General features: G+C 42.9%; 17 protein-coding genes. 12 read left to right on the forward strand and 5 right to left on the reverse strand.

All coding sequences use genetic code 11. The annotated features are described in order from the left end of the window. Nucleotides 1-107: 107 nt before the first annotated feature. On the forward strand, nucleotides 108-593 hold the full coding sequence (locus IGI73_RS00230) for a hypothetical protein (protein ID WP_005226468.1): 486 nt from the start codon (nucleotides 108-110) through the stop codon (nucleotides 591-593). 292 nt (nucleotides 594-885) lie between these two features. On the opposite strand, the gene IGI73_RS00235 is transcribed toward IGI73_RS00230, so the two are convergent. The 3 genes from IGI73_RS00235 to IGI73_RS00245 are packed head-to-tail and all read right to left on the reverse strand — an operon-like array spanning nucleotide 886 to nucleotide 1,950. Further along, entirely contained in the window at nucleotides 886-1,050 is a 165-nt protein-coding gene (locus IGI73_RS00235; RefSeq protein ID WP_005226470.1) for a hypothetical protein, read from the reverse strand. Next, nucleotides 1,047-1,637: a DUF1700 domain-containing protein gene (locus IGI73_RS00240; RefSeq protein ID WP_010748498.1), complete on the reverse strand. Its 591-nt coding sequence runs from the start codon at nucleotides 1,635-1,637 to the stop codon at nucleotides 1,047-1,049. The genes IGI73_RS00235 and IGI73_RS00240 overlap by 4 nt, the downstream gene beginning before the upstream one ends. Next, nucleotides 1,624-1,950: a PadR family transcriptional regulator gene (locus IGI73_RS00245; RefSeq protein ID WP_005226473.1), complete on the reverse strand. Its 327-nt coding sequence runs from the start codon at nucleotides 1,948-1,950 to the stop codon at nucleotides 1,624-1,626. Before IGI73_RS00245 ends, IGI73_RS00240 begins: the two co-directional genes overlap by 14 nt. Nucleotides 1,951-2,269: 319 nt before the next feature. Here IGI73_RS00245 and IGI73_RS00250 point away from each other — a divergent pair, with 319 nt between their 5' ends. Continuing rightward, complete coding sequence (locus IGI73_RS00250) at nucleotides 2,270-2,884, forward strand: TetR/AcrR family transcriptional regulator (RefSeq protein WP_271809320.1); 615 nt, start codon at nucleotides 2,270-2,272, stop codon at nucleotides 2,882-2,884. A gap of 63 nt (nucleotides 2,885-2,947) precedes the next feature. Here the strand turns inward: IGI73_RS00250 and IGI73_RS00255 are convergent, their stop codons facing one another. Beyond that, nucleotides 2,948-4,663 carry a sensor histidine kinase gene (locus IGI73_RS00255; protein ID WP_123833473.1) on the reverse strand — a complete coding sequence of 572 codons (1,716 nt, stop codon included), beginning with the start codon at nucleotides 4,661-4,663 and terminating at the stop codon, nucleotides 2,948-2,950. Further along, nucleotides 4,657-6,162: a response regulator transcription factor gene (locus tag IGI73_RS00260; RefSeq protein ID WP_428207038.1), complete on the reverse strand. Its 1,506-nt coding sequence runs from the start codon at nucleotides 6,160-6,162 to the stop codon at nucleotides 4,657-4,659. Before IGI73_RS00260 ends, IGI73_RS00255 begins: the two co-directional genes overlap by 7 nt. Before the next feature lie 204 nt (nucleotides 6,163-6,366). Between IGI73_RS00260 and IGI73_RS00265 the strand changes: the two genes are divergently transcribed. The 10 genes from IGI73_RS00265 to IGI73_RS00310 all read left to right on the forward strand — a co-directional run bounded on the left by IGI73_RS00265 (nucleotide 6,367) and on the right by IGI73_RS00310 (nucleotide 17,516). After that, nucleotides 6,367-8,037 carry an extracellular solute-binding protein gene (locus IGI73_RS00265; RefSeq protein WP_015508703.1) on the forward strand — a complete coding sequence of 557 codons (1,671 nt, stop codon included), beginning with the start codon at nucleotides 6,367-6,369 and terminating at the stop codon, nucleotides 8,035-8,037. Nucleotides 8,038-8,185: 148 nt separating this feature from the next. Then, complete coding sequence (locus IGI73_RS00270; RefSeq protein ID WP_428207037.1) at nucleotides 8,186-9,118, forward strand: ABC transporter permease; 933 nt, start codon at nucleotides 8,186-8,188, stop codon at nucleotides 9,116-9,118. A 16-nt stretch (nucleotides 9,119-9,134) separates the two neighbouring features. Next, nucleotides 9,135-10,022: a carbohydrate ABC transporter permease gene (locus IGI73_RS00275; RefSeq protein WP_015508704.1), complete on the forward strand. Its 888-nt coding sequence runs from the start codon at nucleotides 9,135-9,137 to the stop codon at nucleotides 10,020-10,022. Between the two features lie 6 nt (nucleotides 10,023-10,028). Beyond that, complete coding sequence (locus IGI73_RS00280; protein ID WP_428207036.1) at nucleotides 10,029-10,667, forward strand: DUF624 domain-containing protein; 639 nt, start codon at nucleotides 10,029-10,031, stop codon at nucleotides 10,665-10,667. A gap of 40 nt (nucleotides 10,668-10,707) precedes the next feature. Then, the gene (gene pulA, locus IGI73_RS00285; protein ID WP_428207035.1) at nucleotides 10,708-12,729 is read left to right on the forward strand and encodes a type I pullulanase; all 2,022 of its coding nucleotides are present in this window, start codon (nucleotides 10,708-10,710) and stop codon (nucleotides 12,727-12,729) included. 117 nt (nucleotides 12,730-12,846) lie between these two features. Next, the gene (locus IGI73_RS00290; RefSeq protein ID WP_428207034.1) at nucleotides 12,847-13,854 is read left to right on the forward strand and encodes a LacI family DNA-binding transcriptional regulator; all 1,008 of its coding nucleotides are present in this window, start codon (nucleotides 12,847-12,849) and stop codon (nucleotides 13,852-13,854) included. Between the two features lie 169 nt (nucleotides 13,855-14,023). Beyond that, complete coding sequence (locus IGI73_RS00295; RefSeq protein ID WP_428207033.1) at nucleotides 14,024-14,311, forward strand: PTS cellbiose transporter subunit IIB; 288 nt, start codon at nucleotides 14,024-14,026, stop codon at nucleotides 14,309-14,311. A gap of 31 nt (nucleotides 14,312-14,342) precedes the next feature. Continuing rightward, nucleotides 14,343-15,761, forward strand: coding sequence for an L-fucose/L-arabinose isomerase family protein (locus IGI73_RS00300; RefSeq protein ID WP_010748503.1), 1,419 nt, complete (start codon nucleotides 14,343-14,345; stop codon nucleotides 15,759-15,761). Next, complete coding sequence (locus IGI73_RS00305; RefSeq protein WP_428207031.1) at nucleotides 15,752-16,588, forward strand: transketolase; 837 nt, start codon at nucleotides 15,752-15,754, stop codon at nucleotides 16,586-16,588. The genes IGI73_RS00300 and IGI73_RS00305 overlap by 10 nt, the downstream gene beginning before the upstream one ends. Continuing rightward, entirely contained in the window at nucleotides 16,575-17,516 is a 942-nt protein-coding gene (locus IGI73_RS00310; protein WP_123833481.1) for a transketolase family protein, read from the forward strand. Before IGI73_RS00305 ends, IGI73_RS00310 begins: the two co-directional genes overlap by 14 nt. The last annotated feature ends 1 nt before the right edge of the window (nucleotide 17,517 follow it).

Genomic DNA, 17,517 nt, shown 5'->3' on the forward strand with positions numbered 1-17,517 from the left:
AAAAAAATAGCAAAAAACTTTTTTGAAAGTTTTCAAACTTTTACTTACACGAAAAATTTTCTTCTGCTAGAATAGTCGAGTACGAAAAAGAGAAAGGAAGTTGTTACATGCCCATCAATAAAAAAGAAAGTTTGATCTATACGACACTTATGTGTATTTTCATGGTGTATTTTATGAGTGTTTATAACCTCATGTTTCAAGTCGGTGTTTCGGCATTGGCATTCCAATTGGCGTGGAATGAATTGCCATTAGCCCTTTGTGTCGCCTTTATTTTGGATTGGTTCATTGTTTCTGGTCCGGCAAAAGGTTTGGCGTTTCGATTTTTGGACCATCAATCAGCTACTTGGAAAAAAATCGGTTTGATTTCTTCATTGATGATCGCCGGCATGGTGATCTGTATGTCACTCTTTGGTGCGTTGATGCACCCAAACCCTGATCACTCGGTGTTCGTCAATTGGCTAAGCAACATTGGGAAAAATGTGATCGTCGCATTGCCGTTGCAATTGTTCATTGCAGGTCCAATCGTTCGCCGAGTGTTTCGCGCCTTGTTTCCTATTGGCACTGTGCAAGAACAGCCAGTACTAGGGGAATAATCGATCATTAGAAAAAACGTACTGCAGACAGGTTCTGCCAAGGTTAGCTAAAACAGCTGGCTTGGCGATACCTGGACTTGCGGCACGTTTTTTTGCTTTTATAGACAGCAAAAAAACCCATAGGATGGTATGGGTTTTTCTGGTTACCCTATGAAATAGGATACAGGATGTACCTATATAGTAATATGGTTCCGTCAAAAAGAGAAGTTCAATTTTTTCACCGATACATGAAATTAATGCAAATTGCTAGTTTTTCTGACGAAAAAATCAACTTATAATTATTTTCCGTCTGTTATTCCGTATAGAAACCAACGAGTTGATACCAGCGGCGATGCTCAATATGGTAGGCATCAGGTGAGTAGCCTGACATTGAAAAACCGATAAAGGTGATGACCAGTCCGAGAATAATAAACAACAGACTGAGAAAAACGAAAAAGCGCTTATTGATTTTGATCATAGGACTGCCTTCTTTCGATAGTTTTGAACAAATGATTTCGGCCAAACGACAAGGGAGTGGGTAAGACGTGAAAAAGGTCGGCTCATACTATAAGTGGCGATCAGGCAAAGCAGTCCTAAACCAAATAAGAAAATCCCCATGCCTAATTGACTTAAAAAGAGATAGAAACCATCCGCCATCAGCATGGGACTTAAGACAACGCTGGCGATCCCACCGATAAACGTAGTGACACCAATCATGCCAGTGGTGAAAGGCACACACCAGATGATTATTAAAAAGCTTAGGATCAGCAAAGCGGCACTTAACAAGAGGCTGCCCCACAATGGGAAGCCCAGTACTAAAATCAAGAGCAAGAAGGGATGAAAGCGGCGGGGAATCTCTACTACGACCTCTTCCGTTTCGGTGACTGCTTGGATCAGTTCTTTTGGGGAGCCAAGGCGTGCCACGGCTTCTTCTTCGGTGTATCCTTCTTCCATCAAATCTTCGATCATCTCGTCATAATAGTTGATCAGCTGATGAATCTCGCTAGGTCTGACTTTTTCAGATAATTCCGCAGCCAATGCCTTGATAAAATCAACTCTGTTCATCTAATGTTCCTCCTTTAATAAATCGCTGGATCAATGTCAATTGGGGCCAGTCGTTGGTTAAAAAATCGTCGATCCGCTGTTTTCCGATTTTGGTCAAGCGGTAATATTTTCGGGTCCGTCCTTGATGGCTTTTATTATAAGTCTCAACCGCTCGGCTGGCTTCTAAGCGCTTCAAGATAGGATAGAGCGTTGATTCTGAGATTGGCAGTAAAGGAGATATGTTTTTGACTAATTCATAGCCGTAAGAGTCACCATGCTGCAAATAAGCCAAAACACAAATTTCCAATAATCCTTTCTTTAATTGGGCATCCAAAGGCTCTCCTCCTGTTCATACTCATACTATACATTACATAGTATCATTCCACAAGCAGCACCAGTCAAAATCAGCCTTAAGTCTGAGCACCATAAGATAACAAGAGTTTCTTTAATAAAATGGTCAAAAATAAAAAATAAAATTAAGAAAATCGGCGGAAAGTATAGGTTAACGTGCTCTTTTTTGTTAAAGTAGAAGTATAAAGATTACTTTCAGTAAGAAAATGGGCGTTGGTTGTGCTTCTAAAAGCTGCAAGTAGTCAAAGTGAATGAGACGAACATCAGCAAGAATTGGTGACGTCCAGAAAGGAAGGGGTATTATGAGAAAAGCAACGATTACGAAAAAATATTTGATCAATTGCTTAAAAAAATATCTGGTGGAATATCTTTATCGACCAATCACTGTCCGCGACATTGCTAAATATGCACGAACATCGACCCAACCGATCTATTTAAATTTTTCAAACATGCAAAATTATAAACAGGCGATGGTTGATGATGTGTTTCGCGACATTCACGAAACAAAAAAAGAGTCAGAAGAGACACTCGATTCCTTATACAGCTTTTGGCAGGACTATTACGTATTTGCCAGCCGCAATCGCAACCTCTTTTTCGCACTTTTTTTAAATGATATTGGCTGTGGTCCTTACATAAAAGAGCGTTCTTTTGCTTATTTTCAAGAAGCAATTGCTGAATCAGCTGTTTTTCAAGGTGCGCATAAAAGCGATCTGAGAAAATATCATGAAGAAGCCTTGATCTTTTTTAGTGGGTTGGTATTGCTGTTTATTCGTGAAGGGTGTAGTGACAGCAAGAATGATTTTATGAAAGATACCATTGAGTATTGGGAACGAATGTTAAAGGAACCAAAAAGCGCGCCACGTGATCGGGGACCGCAAGCATTGTTAGAGGCTGGTGCGTTTGCTGTAGAAGAATAGGTACTTGAAATCAAGCATTAAAACAAATATCTGAATATTTCGACACCAAAAAACCGTTAGTGATCAAACATTCTTCACTAACGGTTTTTTTTGAGGAGGCAAGTCTTGCGGTATGAGTAGAACAATTGTGGTTTTTTCACCTTTTACTGATTGAATCGCTAAGGAAGCTTGCGTGCCATAGTATAATGCTAGCCGCTGGCGTACATTGTTGATACCATAATGTTGATCAGAAGGTTGCTCCAGTTGTTTTAGCTGTTCAGGATCAATCCCGGGACCATTGTCTTGAATCTCAAACCGCAGCCATTGTCCTTCTTTGAGGCAGCGGATCGTCAATACACCTCTGCGGTCATCTTCAATATGATCCAGCCCATGAAAGACGGCATTTTCGACAAACGGCTGCAAGAGTAGATTGATCATCGGATATTCATCGATATTTGAGTCAATTTCGAGGACTAAATCAAAGGAATGGTGATGCATTTTTTGCTGAATTTTAGCATAGGTGATCGTCAGATCGAGTTCTTTGCTGACGGATAACCGATTGGATCCTTGGTTTAGGCTGAGACGGTAGAATCGAGACAGCAGCTGAGCCATCTCACGGATTTCGTGATTGCCGTTTAGTGTGGCAGTATTGCTGATCAATGCTAAGGAATTATAAAAGAAATGCGGATTGATCTGGGCTTGCAGAACCCGCAATTCGTATTCTTTTTGTTTCAGTTCGGCTTCATATACTTCATTGATCAGCTCAGCGATTTTATCTAGCATTTTTTGAAAATTGGTGTATAACTGTCCAACTTCATCTTCTGAAGAATAACTATGCTCGATTTTGAATTGATCCATTGATAAAGAAGCCATTTGCTGGGCCAAAGAATTGATCGGCTGTACCACTGTTTTTGCTAGCCACCAGCTGGATAAAACCAATATCACTAATACAAAACCAAAGATAATGAGTGCCGCACCAACTAGATACAGTAGACTGCTGAAAAATGACTGTGCGGTTTTAACAAAAACGATTTGCCAATGATTATCCAGCAGTACAGGGGCTTCTTCAATAACTGCGCTTCCAACCAACCACTGTTTTTGAGTACGCTGCTGCTTCGTCAAATAATCAATGCGGTAAAGCGTCTGCCCGGTCTCTGACTGGATCGTCAAATCGTAAGGTTCCTCAGTGACTGCATCAAGATTCGTGAACAATGCTGCTCGATCGATGGTCAAAACGATGTAGTTTAGGGAATCTGCGGTATGGCCTTTTAAAAAAAGGTTGGTATAAAAAGAAAGTTCCTCCCGTTCTTTGTCAAAATACGTGCGAATTTCAGTCGAGGGTTTCTCTTTGAGAAAAGGTAGCGCCGTGTCAGCAGTAATTTTTTTGACATATTGCCCATGATCATAAAGATCGATCGTGGTGTATAGTGTGATGCCTTTAATATCTGCTTGCGGAAAACGAACACTGTGAAACAAAGGCACGATCGTATTTTGAAAGAGATTGTATTGATCAAAGTTTGAGAAGCGTTGACTAGAAAGTTCTTGCGTCAAGGCGGTATTGTTGGCTAAGAAAAGCAGGCTGTCCCGATAGGTATGGATCTTGCTTTCTAACTGATAGCTGATACTTTTGAGATTATCGGAGTAAGCACTTTTTTCCTGCTGTTGGATAAAGGCTCGGATGATAGATACCCCGACAAAGGTCAAAACGATCAGAGGAACAATGCTTGAAAGAATCGAAATAAGGGCGATCTTTTTTTGAAAACGAAAATTTTTAAAACAATCGTGGACTTTTCTTAACAAGAGGGACCTCTCTTTCTATAGGCATCCGGCGTCATTCCGACAATTTCTCGGAACGTTTTGCAAAAATAGGAATAATGATTAAAGCCAACTTGTTTGGAGATAGTTCGAATGCTGCAGTTCGAGTTCTTTAAACGCTTCTGAGCCTGTTTGATACGGTAAGACTTGATGTATTTGGTGATACCCATGCCTTCAGAAGTACTGAATAATTCGCTTAGGTAGTTAGGATTGATATTGACTTCCTTTGCTAAGCGCTCCAAGCTCAACTCTTGGTGAAAATGAGCGAATATATAGGATTTTACTTGGCACACATAGTCATTTGACTGACTCCCGTTGATTTGAAGCAGTGCATCATGGATATAACGGAAGAGGGCATCAAAAATATCCGCAATTAATTGTAGACTTGGCGCTTCCAGTATTTTTCCGATCTGATTAGCGCCATGCTCCGCATCAAAGGCGATCGTGCACTGATCGATGATGGTTTGATAAAAGGTCGCAAAATAAAATTTGGTATTGGTTGGTTCCTCACGTCCATTTGTTTCAAAGCAGTCGAAAACTGTTTTCACAAGCGCGTGTGCTTTTTTACTTTCGTATTGATTCACATACGAAACGGTTTTTTCAAAAAGAGCTTTCTTGACGATGTAGTGATCTCCCGGAAGCAGCTGGCAGATTTTCCCTTTGTTTTGCTGATAAAAAGACCGCTGACTGGTCTTTAGTAAGTCATGATAGGTGCCGTACACCCCGGAATGATGGGGAACTGGTCCGCTGTCAAAAAGTGTTATTTTTTGCTGAAACTGCTCGGAAAAATAGGTAGTCAAGTTGTTTTTTCGCTCCTCGATTTCCCTTTTTGGCAAAGGTTCGTTAAAAAAGAGCAGTTGTGCTGGAGCTAAAAATAAACTGAACATTTCAGGAAATGCAGCAGACAGTGAAGGGACGAAATCCGGCGCATTCCAAGAATCCAGCGGCCAAGTAACGAGAAAAAAAGAGGGATGAGTCTTAAAAAAATCTTGTGCAACCGATTGCTCTTCCTTCGGTAGTGAATGCCAAGGATAGCCATAAAAAAGTTTACTCAAAATCTCTTTCAAATAATGGGTTTGTGCGATTGTTTTTGTGTAAGAGCGCTGCTTTTGTTGATCGATAAAAAGAATGATTTTATTTATTTGTTCATAAAAATCATCAGGGTCGATTGGTTTTAAGAGGTAGTCAACCGCTTGTAACTGTATGGCTTTTTTTACATAATGAAAATCTTCAAAGCCGCTGATAAACATCACAGGAATTTCAGGAACTGCTTCTTTGATTCTCGCTACGAGGGCATGTCCATCCATAAAGGGCATCTTTACGTCGGTAATTATCAAGTCAAAGGGCTGTTTCTGAAAAAGTTGCCAGGCTTCGCGGCCATTTTTGGCTTCTTCGATCCGCCATTCTTTTTCATGCTGACTCAAGAAGTATTTGATCACTTCTCTTTGATCGTAGCTGTCATCAGCAAGCAGCAGTCGGTACATGGTTTTCGCCGTCCTTTCGTATAGAGAAAATTACACAGTCGCTTCTTCTTTCTATAGTAAGCGATAAACAAAAAAAGCAACAGAGCAAATTTGTAAACGTTTTATTTTCTGGAAATCGTGCTATAAATCTGAAAAAAGTGCTATATTTTCTATGGAAGCGATTGCGTATAATAAGGATATCAAAAAAGTTTGAGGAGGAAAACAATGAAATTCAGGCGGGGAACAGCAATTTTAACAGCCATGGCTTCAGCACTTATTATGACAGGATGCAGTTCAGAAGAAGCAAAGACCAATGAAAATGGGGATACCGTGATTACGATCGGACGCCAAACCGCACCGAACTCAAAACTGCCGGAGGGGGACTCTTACAGCAACAACGCGTATACTCGATTGATTCAAGAACGCTTGGGCATCGAACTGGAGAGTGCCTTTGAAGCTCACGGGGAAGATTACGATCGGCAAGTATCGCTAGCGATCGCTTCAGGGGAACTACCGGATACAATGATCGTCGGATCAAGAGATGAATTGGAAGAATTAGTTAACAATGATTTAGTGGAAGACTTGACCGAAGTATTTGAGGAGCATGCCGACGATTTTCTAAAAGACATCTATGATTCGTTTGATGGGATTCAGTTAGAAGCAGCTACGTTTGATGATCGCTTGATGGCGATCCCATCTACTAGCGATGACTTCGGGCCCAATCTTGTCTGGTTGCGCCAGGACTGGCTAGATGAGCTGGGGATTGAACTGGATAAAGATGGCAATCGCTCAATTACATTGGATGAGTTGAAGGAAACAGCGATTGCTTTTCAAGAAAATGATTTAGCCAACACCGGAAAAGCGGTTGGTTTGCCATTGGCCTTCTGGTTGTCCTCGCCAAATCATGGCGGCACGGCATATACAGGGACAGCCATTATGAATGCGTTTGGAGCCTACCCAAAATCGTATCTCCAAGATGAGAATGGACAGATGTTTTATGGATCCAATACGCCAGAAATGAAAGAAGCACTAACGCTGCTGAAGGAATGGCAAGATGAAGGGTTCATGGATCCGCAATTTGGTACCCGGACGTATGACGATATCCATGCCATGATGGTTAATGGAGAAACGGGCATCGCTTTTGGTCCTTGGCACATGCCTGACTGGGGGTTAGTACAAGCTAAACAAAATGATCCGAATGCTGAATTTGTTCCTTATGCGCTTGAAAATGCTAACGGCGATGGCGAGGTCAATGCCGTGGCTAACCGTGGCACTGGGCAATACATCGTGGTGCGCAAAGGTTTTTCTGAGCCGGAAAAAATCATGGAGATGATCAATCTGATTTATGGTGAAGTTGCCAACTCGGAAGATATTGAAACCGAGTTTCCGGAAATTTATGACTATGCGAAAGTGGATGTCGATGGGACGGTTCGTCCATGGAATGTTGTTTTCTTAAAAGCCTATAGTGAGATTGATGATGCTGTAGAAGCTTCCAAGGCGGCGGTTGGTGAAACATCTATCGATGATATCTCTAACTTCTTCATCAAAGAAAATGCCGAAAAAATCAAGCAATATCTGGATAGCCCTGAAGAAACCGATCCGGTGGACTGGACCCGCTATGCTTCCCGCTATTTAGCCGTCAATAATGTGATGGGCGGTATCAGAGAGCAAGGACGTTTGAATGAAGTGAAACCACCGCGTTTTGATTCGATCAAAGCCAATGAACGAAACGGCGCACAAGTAGGGAAACTGGAGGAAGAGACCTTCATTAAGTTTATCACTGGAGAAGAACCCCTGGAAAACTTCGACAACTATGTTGAGACCTGGAATAGCCAAGGTGGGACAGCCATACTTGAAGAAATGCAAGAAGTAGTAGATCAGCGAGCAGATAATTAAGCGGCCACTCCAGCGGTTCTGACACTCATCTTTCGAACAAAGAAAAGCAAGGTTGTATGCAGGAAAATCGACTGCAGGTGCCTTTTCTTTGTTCGAATTTTTTCATCAAGCGGCTGGTGAGGCAAAAATTTTATGGAGGAGTAAGTAAATGGAACTTTCTGTTGAAAAAGAAAGCAAAAAAGAAAAGAAAAAGTGGTTTTCTCGAGACCAGCTTTTCTTTTTAGGGATGATTTTACCAGGCATCATTTTTATTTTGATTTTTTCTTATGGTCCTATGTTTGGGCTGTTGATGGCATTTCAAGATTATGTGCCAGCGAAAGGTGTATTAGGTTCTGAATTTGTGGGATTCGAGCACTTTCGTTATTTGTTCAGTTTACCGGATATTTTCTTAGTGACTAAAAACACGATTTTTATCGCTTTTTGGAAAATTATCTTTAATACGATCGTACCGATTCTTTTTGCGATTCTATTAAATGAAGTACGTATAAAGTGGATGAAACGCTCCATTCAGACCATCGTTTATTTGCCCCATTTTCTTTCATGGGTCATACTGGCTTCAGTAGTGGTCAATTTATTCAGCCTTGATGGAACGGTGAATCAGATTTTACAAAACTTTGGTGTAGAACCATTAAACTTTTTGGGTAGTAATCAGCTATTTCCGCGTTTGCTGATCGGGACCGATGTTTGGAAAAGTTTCGGTTACAGTTCGATCGTGTACCTTGCTGCCATTACCTCGATTGATCCAGGGTTATATGAAGCAGCAACGATGGATGGTGCTTCTTGGTCAAAAAAAGTCTGGCACGTAACCCTGCCGGGGATGATGCCTTTTATTTTGCTGATGACGATTTTGTCGCTGCCTAATATCTTAAATGCCGGCTTCGACCAAATTTATAACCTGTATTCTCCGGTTGTGTATCAAAGCGGTGATATTATCGATACCTATGTCTACCGAATCGGTCTGATCGGTAGAGACTACAGCTTAGGGACTGCCGTTGGTCTGGTCAAATCGGTGATTGGTCTATTCTTGATTTGGTCTTCCAACAAAATTGCGGAGAAGAAGACTGACAGAGTGATGTTTTAAGGAAAGGAAAAAAGAGATGAAAGAAAAATTTAGTATACGGCATGCAGTAATTTATTTGATCGTCATTGTTTTAGCTCTTTCTTGTTTAGTACCGATGTTGAATGTCGTGGCACTTTCTTTAAGCAGCAGCAGTGCGGTCGCGGCAAATGCTGTGGGGCTATGGCCAGTGGATCTGACCTTAGCAGCTTATGAGCGCATCATGAGCGATCAGCAATTTTGGCGTTCCTTTGGGATCTCGGTCATTCGTGTGATCGTTTCGCTGCTGTTGAACCTCTTGATGATCGTAACGATGGCTTACCCGCTGTCTAAATCAAAAAAAGTATTTCGAACGAGAAAATTATTCATGGGCGTGATGGTTTTTGCTATGCTCTTCAGCGGCGGCATGATCCCAACGTATTTAGTCGTTCGCAATCTAGGGTTATTGAATACGATTTGGTCCCTGATTTTACCTAGTGCAGTCCCTATCGGCAGTGTGATCTTGGTGATGAATTTCTTTCGGGGAATCCCCAAATCATTGGAAGAATCTGCTCGGATCGATGGTGCCAACCCACTGCAGATTTTGGGACGAATCTATATCCCAATGTCATTGCCTTGTTTGGCAACAGTTTCTCTATTCAGTATTGTCGGCAGTTGGAATGATTTTTTCAGTGGACTGATCTATATGACCAAGACTGAAAACTATCCTTTAATGACCTATATCCAAACACTATCAGTCAACATTGCTGAAACAATGCAACAAGCCGGAAATTTGACTTCCGAGCAGCTACAAAGTCTACTAGCGGTCTCTGATCGAAACTTGAATGCAGCGAAGATCGTGGTGGCAGTGGTGCCGTTATTGATTATTTATCCGCTTCTACAAAAATATTTCGTTCAAGGAATCGTTGTCGGATCAGTAAAGGAGTAAACCCACATGATACACTTTTTTCATTCAGAAAACTTCTTCGCACGAATCGCTTGGAAATTCAGCCAGTTGCTCCTATTGAATGTACTGCTCTTGTTTTTTAGTTTGCCGCTCTTCACGATCGGCGCAGCCATCACTGCGGGTTCTAAAGTGGCGACTGATCTGACAGAAGGAAAAGCACCGACTGTTGTTCAGCAGTTTTGGTCGGTCTTTTGCCAAAGCTTTCGAAAGAGCACTCTCATCTGGCTTAGTCTACTTTTTTCTTTGTGGCTTTTGACTGCTGATTGGTTGTATTATTTCCAACTAAAAGGGACTCCTGATCTTTTTACCGTAGGCTTAGTAATTTGTACGTTCATGTGGCTTCAGTTTTTCCAAGTTCCGTTTTTCTTACTCGCACGTTACGATAGCGAAATCAAAACGATCCTTTTGAACAGCATCAAAGTCGCTGCAAAGCACCCTTTTAAAATACTTAGTCTTCATCTTCTGACTGCAGCCCCTATTGTCATCATGCTTCTTTCACCCTATGCGCTGGTTTTCAGCATGTACATTGCCTGCTTTTTTGGTCTTAGCTGTTTTTTGTATGTACGCTGTCAGTTATTGTTGGCAATTTTCAAGAAATATGAGAAGGTAGAAATAGCAGAAAAGTAACTGGGTTTTATAGTTAGCAACGTTGAATGGAGGAATTTTGATGGGACAAAACACGCAGTATGGAGAAAAAAAGATTGCGATCGATCGCAGGATCGGTTTTTTAGAAGAACATACGTACCACGGGAATGATCTTGGTGTGACTTTTCAAGGACAGCAAACCACGTTCAAATGCTGGTCACCAGAAGCAGAGGCCGTTTCAGTATTGATTTATCAAAGCGGTGTCGCTGGGACTGACGATCGCCTGCTGACACTGCCAATGGTCCAAGAAGACAACTGTTGGCAAGTCACGACGGAAGAAACCGTCAAAGAGCTGTTTTATACGTTTGAATTTCAACGAGACGGTCAAAAAGTCGAAGCGGTGGATCTTTATGCCAAGGCAGTAGGGATCAACGGGAACCGTGGGGCCATCATTGATTTAAAGGAAACAGATCCTGAAGGCTGGCAGGAGACTCACGGCGTCGGTCAGCAATCGATCACAGATGCCTATATTTGGGAATTGCATGTCGAAGATTTCAGTGGCGCCGAAAACAGCGGGATTTCACCAGAAAATCGCGGGAAATATTTAGCCTTTACTGAAAAAAAGACCCATCTGGTGGGGGATGAAAGTCAACCAACTGGCATGGCTTATTTAAAAGAGCTGGGGATCAATTATGTTCATCTGCTGCCGATCTTCGATTTTGACAATGATGAAACTTCGTCTGCCTACAACTGGGGCTATGATCCGAAAAATTACAATGTCCCTGAAGGACGATACGCTTCTGATCCTAGTGATCCCAAGGCGCGGATTCGTGAATGCAAGCAAATGATCCAATCGCTGCATGAAGAAGCCATCGGCGTTGTAATGGATGTGGTCTTCAATCACACTGCGATCACAGAAGAATCATGGTTTAATTTGACGGTGCCTGATTATTACTACCGCCAAGATGATGCGGGGAATTTTGCGGACGGTTCTGCTTGCGGCAATGAAGTGGCTTCTGAACGGAAAATGATGCGCAAATTTATCATTGATTCAGTTTTATATTGGGCGCAAGAATACAAAATCGACGGCTTTCGTTTTGATTTGATGGGCTTGATCGATGTGGAAACCATGAACCAGTTGCGGCAACGCCTAGATGATGCCGGCTTCAGCCATGTGATTTTATACGGCGAGCCATGGGATGCCGGCAGCAATCAAATTATTCAGCCGAATATCCCAGCGAACAAAAGCAATGTTTGGGCACTGTCAGAAGGCGTTGCGGTTTTTAGCAATGATTTAAGAGACAGTATCAAAGGCGATGTCTTTGAAGAAACAGACGGCGCGTTTATTCAAGGAATGAATGGTCAACCGCAAGTCAAGCAAACCTTTTATGCAGCAAATTTGGCAACGGCGATTCAAGGAAATACGAAAGTTGCTGGGCAAGAAGGCGCCGAGCGTTGGGCAAAATCGCCCCGCCAAGTGATCGCCTATGCGTCAGTCCATGATAATTTGACCTTATGGGACAAACTGGTGGCAACCATGCAGGCTTCAGCGAAGGAAAGAAATTATGATTTTGATCCTGAGCTTTTAGCCCGTAACAAACTAGCAGCAGCCATTTTGTTTACTAGCCAAGGAGCCGTGCTAACCCAAGCTGGGGAAGAATTTGGCCGTACCAAAGAAGGCGATGAAAACTCCTTCCGTTCGCCACTGACAGTCAATCAGCTGGATTGGGCACGTGCCAAAACCTTCAAAGAATTGCGTGAGCTGTATCGGGGCTTGTGGGCATTGCGGCAGTCCTATGCACCATTGAGAGATGCCACGACCCAAACGGCTGAAAGCATGGTCTTTTATGAGACAAAGGATGAAAATCGCTTGGCGTATCAAGTACCCAATCGTGACGAACAGCATCCATGGCGTTCCTTGTTCGTTTTACTCAACAGCACGGAAGAAAGCTGGTCCTTTGGCTTACCGACGGCAACAGAAAATACTTCTTGGCACCTCGTTGCTGACCCCAAAGGAGCTGGGATCGCTTCTCGCGGCGTAGCAGCGCCAAGGATAACCATCGACCCATTGTCCTTCTACATTTTGGCAGAACAAAGTAACTAATCAAAGTAGAAGCTAAAACAAACTAAAAATTTTAGTTTGTTTTAGCTTTTTTGGTAGTAAAAAAACAATTCTTTTGCTATACTTTTAACAGAATGAGAAGCAGAAAGCGGTGAGCAAATGAAAGTTGTGATCTCTGATATTGCCCGAAAAGCTGGCGTTTCCAGCGGAACAGTCTCTAATGCGATCAACAATCGTAAGGGGATCAGTGAACAAAAACGGCAAGCGATCTTGAAGATCGCTCGTGAGATGGGGTATTTTGATCAGCGAGAAATTAAAAAAACGGAAAGCCAAAAAATCAAATTTGTCGTAATGAACAAACAAGGAAATGTCGTAGGGGATACGCCTTTCTTTTCTGAATTGATCCGAGGAATCGAAATGGAGTGCAGTGCGTTAGGCTATGAACTGGTCATTTCCCATATCACACTGGCACCAGAAGAAGACCCGATCGAAAAGATCCGTCCAGAATTAGCAGATGGTTTGCTATTGTTAGGAACGGAATTGGAAAAACAAGATTTAGCAGTCTTTCGCCATTTGGAAGTACCGTTAGTGATTTTAGATACGGTGTTTAATTCGCAGGACTTTGATTTTGTCGCCATCAATAATCGTGACAGTGCCTATGAGATCGTTGAAAAGATGATCGAAAAAGGCCACCGTGACATCGGCATCATCAATTCAACCTTTCAAATCAACAACTTCCGTGAACGCAAGCAAGGGTTCATCCAATCGATCCAAGAGCATGATCTGATCCATTATGAAGAGACGGAAGCCTTAGTAGAACCCACCTTGGAAGGCTCCTATCAAGACATGAAGGTCTATTTGGAATCCTTGCGTGCCGATCAGCGACCGTTACCAAGCGCTTTTTTTGCGGTCAATGACAATATCGCCATCGGTGCCATGAAAGCCATTCGCGAAGTGTTTCCCGATCATCCGTTGACCATTGTTGGGTTCGATGATATTCCTTTGGCGGAATTTTGCAACCCACCACTGACCACCGTAAAAGTAGATAAAGTGTACCTTGGTCGCCAAGCCGTGCGACGCTTGATCGAGAAAATCACGAGTGAAGATGAAAACCATCTGAAAATGCTGGTCGCCACGACGATCGTCGAACGCGAAAGCATCAATTAAGAATAAAAATAATATGAAAAATAAGAAGAAGGACAAAACGTTTAGCAAGCGTTTTGCCCTTTTTTAGTTATTTAACAAAAATATTTATCTAAAACTATTGCAAAATATTTAGCTTGTGCTATATTTAAGGTGTAAAAAGTAAGGGGTTACATTTTGAGGAAGTGAATAGATGACACAGATCGGTCTCTTTTGTGCCACTGGGCTCTCCAGCGCACTGCTCGTCAAAGCGATTAAAGAACAACTAGCGGATGATCAGCATTACCAAGTCAATTCCGCGCCTTTTTCAGAAATATTTATGGTGGGGAATGACTATGATTTTTTGATTTTAGCTCCTCAAACCCGCTTCAATCAAGCGAAAGTCGCAGCAGCCTTTCCTGATAAAAAAATCGTTTTACTGACGGATGAGGAATTTCTAAGTAAAAATGTAGCACGAATCGTCGGAGAAATAAAAATTTAGCTAAATATACTAAAACGCAAAGGGTGGTTTTATGGATAAAGTAACCATCGGGTTCGCCCCGACTAGAAGAAATTTGTTTAGTGCAGAAGCAGCCATTGAGTACGCCAATCTGACACGACAAAAAATGGACGAACTCGCCATTGATTATGTAGATATTTTAGATATCAACGAAGACGGCTTACTATACGATGATGAAGGGGTTGAAAAAATCGCCGAAAAATTCAAAGCAGCAAAAATCGACGGTCTTTTTCTAGCCAATGAAAACTTTGGTACGGAATATGCCTGTGCTCGTCTAGCCAAAAAACTAGACGTCCCCGTCTTACTATGGGGACCCAAAGACGAGACACCAGCCGCCGACGGTTCACGTTTGCGGGATACGCAATGCGGTCTTTTCGCTATCGGGAAAGTCTTGCGCCGTTTCAAGGTACCTTTCACCTATGTCAAAAATTCTGATATTGATTCACCAGAATTTGCCCGCGGCTTGCAAGACTTTATCAAAGTCTGCAATGTCGTCAAGACCTTCAAACAAACACGAATCTTGCAAGTTGGCCCACGCCCCTTTGATTTTTGGACCGTGATCTGCAACGAAGGCGAACTATTGGAGCGTTTCAATATTTCGCTATCACCAGTACCGATCCAAGAAGTAGTGCAAGAAATCAAGAAAGTCAAAGAACAGCAGCCAGATAAAGTGCAAGCAGTCATTGATTATTTTGAAACCAATACGGAAGTCCAAATTTCGGCGAAAGATTTGGAGATGGTGGCAGCCCTTAAAGTGGCTTTGCAAAACTTATGTGAAAGCTACGGCTGCAATGCAGGAGTCATCCAGTGTTGGACGGCCTTACAAGACGAAATCGGTATTTTACCGTATGCCTCCTTGTCGCTGCTACAAGAAGAAGGCTTGCCTTTTGTCTGTGAGACGGATGTCCATGGGGCGATCTCGGAACTGTTGGTCGAAGCCGCTTCGTTGGGGGAACACCGTGCGATCTTTGCGGATGTCAACTGCCGCCATCCAGAAAACGAGAATGGCGAATTGCTGCAGCACTTAGGAGTTTTTGCTTATTCCACCGCAGAGACCAAACCGATCTTGCCGCAACGACATTTTGTTTTTGACTATCCAGGATCAGTCGCTTTTCGGGCAATCAAAGACGAGTATACGCTGTGTCGCTTTGATGGGGACAACGGCGAGTACTCCCTACTGATGGGTACTGGTAAAGGGATCGATGGCCCATACAATCAAGGGACCTATCTCTATCTGGAATTTGCGAATTTGAATCGCTTGGAATTCAAACTCGTTGAGGGCCCTTATATTCATCATGTTGCGGCGGTCAGAAAAAATGTGGTGCCGATCTTGTACGAAGCGTGCAAATACATCGGCGTGCAGCCAGATTTTTATGATCCAATCGAAGAAGACGTCAAAGCATACTTGAGAGGGGATCAATCATGGAAATAAACGAGCTGGAGATGAAGGCTTTAACGATTCGAAAATCCGTGTTAGAGCTGATCTATCAAGCAAAAACGGGTCATACTGGTTCGGATCTTTCTTGTACCGATATTTTAGTGGCCTTGTATTATCGGATAATGAATGTCGATGCGAAAGATCCTCAAAAGCAAGATCGTGACCAGTATATCCAAAGTAAAGGACATGCGGCAGAAGTATTATGGGCCGTTTTAGCGGACAAAGGTTTTTTGCCGAAAGAAGAATTAGCCACCTTTTCGCAATTTGGTTCAAGACTGATCGGTCATCCAAACAATAAAGTAGCTGGTGTTGAGATGAATACTGGTTCACTAGGTCACGGTTTACCTGTCGCAGTAGGGATCGCTTTGGCAGGCAAACTGGATCACCGCACGTATCAAACCTATACGTTGTTGGGAGATGGCGAATTAGCAGAAGGCTCGGTATGGGAAGGAGCCATGGCGGCTGCCAACTACCAGCTGGACAATTTGACCGCCATCATTGATCGCAACGGCTTGCAGATCACTGGAGCCTCGGAAGATGTGATGGCAGTGGAGCCGCTAGATGAAAAATGGAGTGCCTTTGGTTGGGATGTGCATATCGTTGATGGCAATGATATGGCTGCCTTGGTGGCTGCATTAGAAAAACCGCATCAGCCCAATCAACCGAAGCTGATCATTGCCAAAACCATCAAAGGCAAAGGCTATTCTGCAGCCGAAAATCAAGCGCAATGGCATCATAAAGTGCCAACGGCAGAAGAGCTTGCACAAGCCATTGCCGAACTTGATCAGCAAATGGAGGTTTTGACTCATGGGAAAAAATAATATTGCCAATCGCCAAGCAATGTGCGACGTATTGATTGAAGAAGGAAAAAAGAATCCTGCGATCACGGTGTTGACCAGTGATTCTCGTGGTTCCGCTTCGTTAGCACCTTTTGCCAAGGAATTACCGACACAATTGGTGGAAGTAGGGATCGCAGAGCAAAACATCGTCAGTATTGCGGCTGGCTTAGCCCATATGGGCAAACGCCCTTTCGTTGCCTCTCCAGCTTGTTTTCTCAGCATGCGCAGTATCGAGCAGATCAAAGTCGATGTCGCGTATTCGAATAAGAATGTCAAACTCGTAGGCATCAGCGGTGGTGTCAGTTATGGGGCATTAGGCATGAGTCATCATTCCTTGCAAGACATCGCAGTGGCACGAGCGATCCCTAATTTGCAAGTGCTGTTGCCAGCAGATCGCTTTGAAACGATCCAAATGTTTAAAGCCTTAGCGGCATCAAATGAACCAGCCTATATCCGTCTCGGTCGCAATCCTGTTGAAGATTGTTATGATTCTGCAGATTATCCTTTTGAGATCGGCAAAGCCATTGAGCTGAGAAGCGGCCAAGATGTCGCATTGATCGCCACCGGCGAAACCGTGCGCCAAGCGTTGGATGCTGCGGAGCTATTGGAAAAACAAGGTATCACTGCTACCGTTTTAAATGTTCATTCCTTGAAGCCCTTTGATTCAGAAACGGTCAAACGAGTGGCGAAAGAAACAGGCACCGTGATCACTGTGGAAGAACACAGCCAATACAACGGCTTAGGAGCTGCCGTGGCGGAAACACTGACAGAAGAAACGGACATTCGACAAAAAATCATTGCTTTTCCGGATGAAGCCTTGATTACTGGTTCTTCGTCAGAACTGTTTGCCCATTATGGCTTAGACGGTGCCTCCATAGCGAAAACAGCGGTTGCGTTTCTAGGAGCTTAAG

This window comes from Enterococcus sp. DIV0755f (assembly GCF_051713725.1).
Lineage (GTDB): Bacteria > Bacillota > Bacilli > Lactobacillales > Enterococcaceae > Enterococcus_D > Enterococcus_D casseliflavus.